At 42.8% G+C, this 6750-nt stretch carries 5 protein-coding genes and 1 pseudogene; all 6 read right to left on the reverse strand.

Annotation, left to right across the window (positions count from 1 at the left end; all coding sequences use genetic code 11):
- A pseudogene (locus tag Q8907_10710) lies at positions 1-126 on the reverse strand (glycoside hydrolase).
- A gap of 1737 nt (positions 127-1863) precedes the next feature.
- The gene (locus Q8907_10715) at positions 1864-2079 is read right to left on the reverse strand and encodes a sialate O-acetylesterase (protein MDP4274739.1); all 216 of its coding nucleotides are present in this window, start codon (positions 2077-2079) and stop codon (positions 1864-1866) included.
- A gap of 97 nt (positions 2080-2176) precedes the next feature.
- Complete coding sequence (locus tag Q8907_10720; GenBank protein MDP4274740.1) at positions 2177-2653, reverse strand: hypothetical protein; 477 nt, start codon at positions 2651-2653, stop codon at positions 2177-2179.
- A gap of 202 nt (positions 2654-2855) precedes the next feature.
- Entirely contained in the window at positions 2856-4580 is a 1725-nt protein-coding gene (locus tag Q8907_10725; protein MDP4274741.1) for a glycoside hydrolase 43 family protein, read from the reverse strand.
- 98 nt (positions 4581-4678) lie between these two features.
- Positions 4679-4915, reverse strand: coding sequence for a hypothetical protein (locus tag Q8907_10730; GenBank protein MDP4274742.1), 237 nt, complete (start codon positions 4913-4915; stop codon positions 4679-4681).
- A 14-nt stretch (positions 4916-4929) separates the two neighbouring features.
- Positions 4930-6750: family 43 glycosylhydrolase (locus Q8907_10735; protein ID MDP4274743.1), on the reverse strand; the 1821-nt coding region annotated here is incomplete at its 5' end.

Raw genomic sequence — 6750 nt, forward strand, 5'->3', positions numbered from 1 at the left:
AGTCCCTGCCTTATCGGTATAACCATGCACAGAATAATACATCAGGTAACGGCCACCAAAACTAATGACATAAGGATCTTTGGCAAAGGGAACTCCATCGCGAAAAGAATCGCCATACATCATTTTGCCACTTAATGCCAACTCGTTGCGCATCCGGTTAATCTCACCATCCGCAGGTTTAAACCACGAACGAAGCACTTTATCTTTCGAATACAGCGTTGGACAATTGGGATTGTTTTTGGCTAAATCCTGATAATCCACCCAAGCCGCGTCATATTCATCGATCCACTTCTTTTCTTCGGTTTTGGTGTATAATCCCTTATCAATAGCCGACAAATAGAAAACTGCACGGTAAATACGATACAATTCGAAACCATATCGGGCGGTAACCTTGACAAAATCGCCTGTTTTATTATCTTTAAACTTGATTTTATCGGCCAGCGCCACTATCTCTTTCCACATAACTATGGATTGGTTTTTTTCCTTCAAAATGACTTTTATCTTTGCGGGCTCTGCCGGAATTGTAGGGAAACCGATGTATTCATCACGTGTCCACAAAGTATGCACATCGTTGTAAAAAGCAACACTGCGCCGTCCGCGAATCACAGCATCGGCCGAAAGTAAAGCCAGTTTGCGAAATTTAGCAGCATCCGTTTTACTCAAGCCTAAACGTTCGCGGGTATAGCGATTGAAAATAGATTCTTCGGTTTCCTTCGGATTTTTCGCCCATTGAGCCATCACAAAAGCATTCAGGTCGCACCAGAGTTCATTCTGTATATACGGGCCTTCCCAGCCTCCACCACGGGTCCAGGTCCACATACCAGTTAGTTTGCCGGTTTTATAAATATCCTGAATAGAAGCGGCTTTACCTTGCTCCCGAAGGGATTGATGTTCCTCGAAACCATCAATCACCCCTTTTGCAATGTAGTTTGGGTACGCACCTTTACCCTCGTATTCGCGGGCGCATTGTACCTCAACGAGTTGTTTATGTCTTCCGATCCCAAGCACTTTGCTGAATGGATTACCACGGTGAAAATCGCCTTCGCAATGCTTGATACCTATCGTTAAGTTATCATGTGGCTCCACAGCTTTGTCAACGGCCATATATGTATCAATGTCTGTATCGAAGCTCCACCAAGTACGGAAAATCACTTTTTTATTCAGTTTAACACAAACTTCGTCACGCAGAATATTGATAAGCGGAATGATGCACTTCTCGGGGTCTCCTTTATCGGTAATTTTTCCAAGGTGGTAAGGCGCATCGTGCAGGTAAGTTTCACCAATACGCACCACAATCCCGTCGAGTTGCGGAAACCGGGTAAACATTTGATCAAGCAATAAACGAAGATATTTTTCAGTTTGCGGGTTTCTGGGATCACCCATCACATCATGTAGCCCATATTTTTCGATGAGCCGCTTGGGAAACAATATCAGATCGCTCATACAATAAACCTGCAAGCCAGCATTCTTTATACCTGAATAAAGACTGTCAAGCTGGGCTGCTTTTTTATCAACCCATTGCCTTTCGGGAGAACCAATGGGCATAATGTCAGGATCGACCTCTGACCAATCCACTGCCAGTTGGGCTGATTTAAACAGGGAAAATACTTTTCCATTGTACCCCATTTTTTTCAGAACTTCAGGCTGATTAAACTGGCTCTCATACGGTTTTTCTCCAGGATTATCATGAACCATATCCAGGATTAATGGCAACGATTTGGGCTGTGCACCTAAACCTGAATAGGCAACAATTGCAAATAATAAAAGGAGCATTTTTTTAATGTTCATTCTTCTCATTTTTATTTTATTTAACTGTTTATCATCAGAAATCAATAAAAGCTAATATTCAGAGTAATTTTTTACTTATAACAATAATTTTTCAGCACATCTTTTCCCAAATTCCCGTTGGGCAGCAGCGTCAAAATGAACCGTATCCACCTTGTGATTCAAGCCTTTGGAAGATACGACCTCTATGTTGCGATGTTTACCTGCCATCTGAAACAAAATCGCATTAAAAACTTTCGCCTCCGGTACTTTTTTCGTATAGAAACTTCCAGGCTCTCCAAAAACGACAGGAATGGAACGAACGTTGACCCCCCAGATCTTTTTGCAAGTTCATCAATAATAAACAACAACAATGGAATCAGCTTTCTCATCACAATAAATTAAGGATCATTTAATTTCCTGCTGGATTTAGTGTCAACAACAATGGTTGAATCAATTGAACTCCCTGATATTCGCCTGGAGATAATTTCAACTGATGTATTCCGGTGCCGAGTTTAATTTGTCCAACTGTAATGGATTCAGACGGATTGAATAATCTTTTTGTTGGATCGCCTTGGGAAAAACCCTCTCCATGCAATGTTGCATCGGAAACGAGCAGTTGATTAGGCTGGCGCGTAGAAAGCAACCGAACCGAATCAGTTTTTAATAAGCCGCTATATGAAAGTTTAATTACAGTGTATAAATTATCGGGAGCTGTTTTGGGCAGGTTAATTAACAAATCACAATTATTCAACAGTGTGTATTTTAACGATTTTTTCTCCGGATCGGCCATTAAAACAGCCTGCTCCATTTTATTTACCGAACCCCAGTCCCGAAATTCGGTTTTAAAACCGGGATCTTTTTCTCCGTTTGAACCTGATTTCGTCATGTTCCTCAAAATTAACATTCAGTATCAGTTGCCCGTTGAGCCAAACTTTTAAAATAGGCCAGTCCAATATAATGTAATACCTATTCCAGTGCACATTTGGTTTTATCAGATTTGGCAAAGGAATATCCAGATTAGTTTAAGACTTTTAAAGTAAGTCAATATTTGTAACTTGACAAGATTGTTTTTTTAAGGCAACTGTCTTTCAAAACCGATACCTGAACCAATCAATATCCACAAAACCATTTTCACTCAGATTATTGTAGTTATAAATTCCAATATAATCGCCGCGGAAACCACCCCATTTCAGGGTATATTTTCCACTAAAAGGTCGGAAGTTAATTCCATCCGTACTGAGATAATAGGTATTGACACAATCTTTGCTAATAACAGAACGAATCCAAATGATATTTGATGTAATTTCTTCTCCCTCTTCAACTTTTCCGTTATCGTTGTATTTAATGACTTTACCTTTTTCCATCATTTTAACTCCAAATGTACAGTAATCTTTACCACCATTAAAATGACACAAGCCAGCCTCCTGTCCTACTACCATTCCCGAAATGTCCATTTTTACATCTACCTGTACCTCGTCACTTTTTATATAGCGCTGGCATATGGTATTTCCGGCTTTGAAAAACGTACTTTCAGTCAAAGGTTTAAAGGCATGTAATCTGAGGTAACCACGTCGTTCGGTCAGCGACCATTTGTCGGCGCGGGGCTGGTAATTCCACATCCATTGCGGGTTGAGTTTTTTGCTGCTGAACTCATCGCTTCCCTGTGGAAACGATTTTTTTTGTCCCTGAACAGGTTTTTCGGCTTCCCAAACCGGTTCACCAATTTTGTCGTTGTCGTAATCTTTTCCGGCCATGGGCCAGCCATCCACCCAGGTTAACGGGAGCAACGCAATGGGGCGTCCGTTCTCATAACCTCCACCCTGATGGGTGAGAAAATACCATTTCTTGCCATCAGGTGTATCAATAATTGCCCCCTGATCAAACCTTCCGCCTGTGCTGTCAGGATGAACCATCAGGTATGTTTGAGTACCCTGCGGAGAAACATCGTACAAGCCCGGATCACCGGGCTTTCCGGGTGTTCCGTCGGACTTGGTTCCATAAAGGTTTTTCGAATGAATCATCACCGCCCGACGGTCATGGTCTTTACCAAAACATTCATTGTGATACAGGTAATAATAACCGTCTTTCTTGAATAGCTTATTTCCTTCACCCCATGTTGCTTCTGGCAGAATATTGGTGCCACGGTCAGTTTGATCCAACGTCTTAATCTTCATCTTATTGATGTCACCGTCTAGTAATTGGGTGCCATCGGGCGACATCTGGAAAAGAATCGGGAACCAGTTTTTCTGCGGATTGCTGGCTATCATGTAGGCTTTACCATCCTCGTCCCACAGCGGACAATTATCGTCCCAGTTCAGGCCAAACAGTTCCACGCCGTTTTTATCCTTCATCAATTGCACATTCCACGGGCCAGTGATTTTTTTTGCTGTTGCAACATAAAATCCACCTCCGTTGTAGGTAGTAAAATACACCCAAAACTTCTTGTTGTGGTAACGAAGCGAAGGCGCATAAATGCCTTTGCTGTAGTGATCCATCACGGTATAATCAAAACGCTTGTCCTTTAACTGGCGGGGTAAATCTTCGACCACGTATCCGATTGTCTTCCAATTGACAAGGTCACGCGAATGGAGGATCACGATTCCAGGTGAAAACTGGAAAGTTGAAGAAATTAGATAATAATCCTTCCCCATGCGTAACACGTCAGGGTCGCTATAGTCGGCAGGTAGAATCATATTGCGGTAGTTGCCGTTACCCAAATCGCCCCAGCGCTTTCCATTGTGTTGACCCAGTACCGATTGCCATTCGGATAAAAGCATAATTACAAGGACAATAGGTAAAAGATTTTTCTTCATTTTTTCTGATTCCATTATTTTTTCGAAATAAAGTAAATAATCATTTACTATTATTGAATATTTACGGCAAAAAATTGAACAATTCAGTTTTTTACACATTACAAACCAAATGTAGTGGCATACATACCGATAACCGACCCCACAAAGCCTTTGGCTTTTTTGGTACTGAGGTTGGTTATATCAACATCCTGAACTATGATTTTACGTTCCGCACCTTTTTCCTGATAATAAAACTTCGCTTTCCCCTCTTTAACAAGAACCCCCACCACCAACTCATCATTTGCTGCGTTGTCAGAAATCTCATTTTGGGCAATTACATCGAATATTCCATCCACTATACCCACGAGTTTTAACACCTGTTTTCCGCCTTCCGGCTTTTTCCAATGACGTAATAATTCTTTTCATTCTGAAAATAGGCCAATCCGGCCAACTCCTTTTCATTTGTCGGATTGAAGTTTAGCGCTGTTGAAGCCTCAAAATTCAGGTGCTGCTGGCGACAGGCAATAAAAGCCGGATTAACCAACTGGCTGAGGCTTCGAGGCAATGCTTTCATTTCGATTTTTCCACCGACTAATGTCCACCAGGTTTCGCGTGGTGTGCGCAGCATAATCCATCTCATATCCAGCTTTGGAGCATCAAAATCGTCGCGCCAGATAAGGTTTCCTGTTAACTTTTGGTCATTAGGCTGAAGTCCTTTTTGGGTTACAACCGCTGGAACTTCCTTCCCGTTTTCCAGAATTACAGGGAACCCATCTTCCCATTTTACCGGGAGCAAAAAAGTCTCGCGACCGGTATTAAATTGTTCGTCGGCATAAGGACGACAACCCAGGAAAACCGAATACCAGTCGCCAGCTGGCGTTTGAACCAGATCGGCGTGACCCACGTTGGTTACTTTATTTTTTCGGTCGGCTGGCAAACCCAATTGCCTGAGGATCGGGTTGTTTTTGTAAGGGAGATAAGGTCCCTTCACCTTCTCGCTGCGGAAAATCACCTCTTTATGTCCTGATTGCGTTCCGCCTTCGGCAGTCATCAGATAATACATTCCGTCCACTTTGTAAACATGAGGACCTTCAAGCCACCGTGGATGTTGCGTGGTATCGGGACCGCCGTCAACTATCACAGTACGTTCAGCTGACGCTTTTACTTTTTCCGCATCAAACTCATGCATCCAGATCACGGAGTGCCCGTTCCATTTCGGGTTTTCGCTGGACGAACTGTTTACGATATACCCTTTCCCATCATCGTCAAAAAAGATGGACGGGTCAATCCCTTTTACCTCGGGAAGTTTGATGGGATAGCTCCATCCTTTGAACGGGTCTTTCGTTTTCACGATAAAATTACCAATACCGCCAACAACGGTGTTGATCACGTAGAAAGTCTGATTTTTTTCATTGTACTCAATGGCCGGTGCATACACACCGCCAGAAACTCCCAGTCCATCGAGCTTGAGTTGCGAAGGACGGTCGAACTTGTCGGCGTGGTAATTGGGCTCATTTTTCAGGATGGAATCGGGAACGTATTTGTTCATTTTATCGAACCCCAAAGTCCCTTCGTTAAAATCAAAAAACAGGCCGTCATCAGACGAAAGCAGCAGTCCTTTGCTCAGGTAATTATCAGTCATCAGCAGGTAAATCTTCTTTTTGTGAACAAACACGTACGGATCTTCGATAAAACGGGTTTCGTCGTTGTTGGTTATACGTTTGGGATAGTGCACATAAGGGCCTTCAAGTTTATCGGAGATAGCAACTCCGTATGTGTTTACAGTGCGCCCATTCGGGGCTTTATAGCTTCCGCGGTAATAAAGGTAATATTTACCGTTTTTAGGGTTTTTCAATAAGGCGGGATTGTCGATTCCTCCAAATATTTTGTAGCTCCAGATCGCAGTATCGTTAGCTGCCGGCGGGGCAAGAACCATTTTGGGCGCGGTCCACGGGCCGTTTATGTCGGTGGCAGTAACCATACCAATAACATGGCTCTTTTTGGTCCAGTTGTCAACGGTAGAGGTATTGGTGTGAAAAAGCAAAACGTATTTCCCGTCAATGTACTTAATGGCTGGATTGTGATGTGTGCCGCAATTCCAGGTACCGGCCGGTGCATCTCTTGGTTTTAACAGCACCTTGCAAAAACGGAAAGGGCCTTCGGGCTTATTTGCTGTATATTGTGCAATTTC

Source organism: Bacteroidota bacterium (assembly GCA_030706565.1).
In the GTDB taxonomy this organism is placed as follows: domain Bacteria; phylum Bacteroidota; class Bacteroidia; order Bacteroidales; family JAUZOH01; genus JAUZOH01.

Bases quoted from the DNA above. Each gene is read 5' to 3' on its own strand.
- Q8907_10720 (MDP4274740.1), bottom strand. From the start codon at position 2,653: ATGACGAAATCAGGTTCAAACGGAGAAAAAGATCCCGGTTTTAAAACC.
- Q8907_10725 (MDP4274741.1), bottom strand. From the start codon at position 4,580: ATGAAGAAAAATCTTTTACCTATTGTCCTTGTAATTATGCTTTTATCC.